At 56.3% G+C, this 261-nt stretch carries 1 protein-coding gene; it reads right to left on the bottom strand.

Annotated elements, in window-relative coordinates:
• The coding region (locus SB659_RS19855) for an AraC family transcriptional regulator N-terminal domain-containing protein (RefSeq protein ID WP_410551658.1) at positions 1–190 on the bottom strand (190 nt) is incomplete at its 3' end.
• Between the last annotated feature and the right edge of the window lie 71 nt (positions 191–261).

The following is a 261-nucleotide window of genomic DNA, read 5'->3' as shown; positions in this document are numbered from 1 at the left end:
GTCCGATCTGCGCGAGCTTCGTGTTTCCGGTGGCGAAATCTCTCAGGATTGCACTACGCTCACTCTGTAGAAGGCGATAATAGAGTTCTGTAGTGGGCGGCTTCAGAAGAGCTCCGAGATCTTCCGGACGGTCGAGAAGTGTCAATACCCGATGAAGCGCCTTTAGGATGTCGTCTGTCTGCCCAGCCACGGAAAGACCTTCGTGATGCGGGGAGCTGGGGACGGCTGAAAGGTAGGGTAGAAGTTCGGCCATCGCGACAC

Origin of the sequence: Arthrobacter sp. SIMBA_036 (genome assembly GCF_046535135.1) — a bacterium.
Classification (GTDB): Bacteria; Actinomycetota; Actinomycetes; order Actinomycetales; family Micrococcaceae; genus Arthrobacter.
Note: the sequence above shows the minus strand (reverse complement) of the source record. Positions and strands in the feature narration are given on the sequence as shown.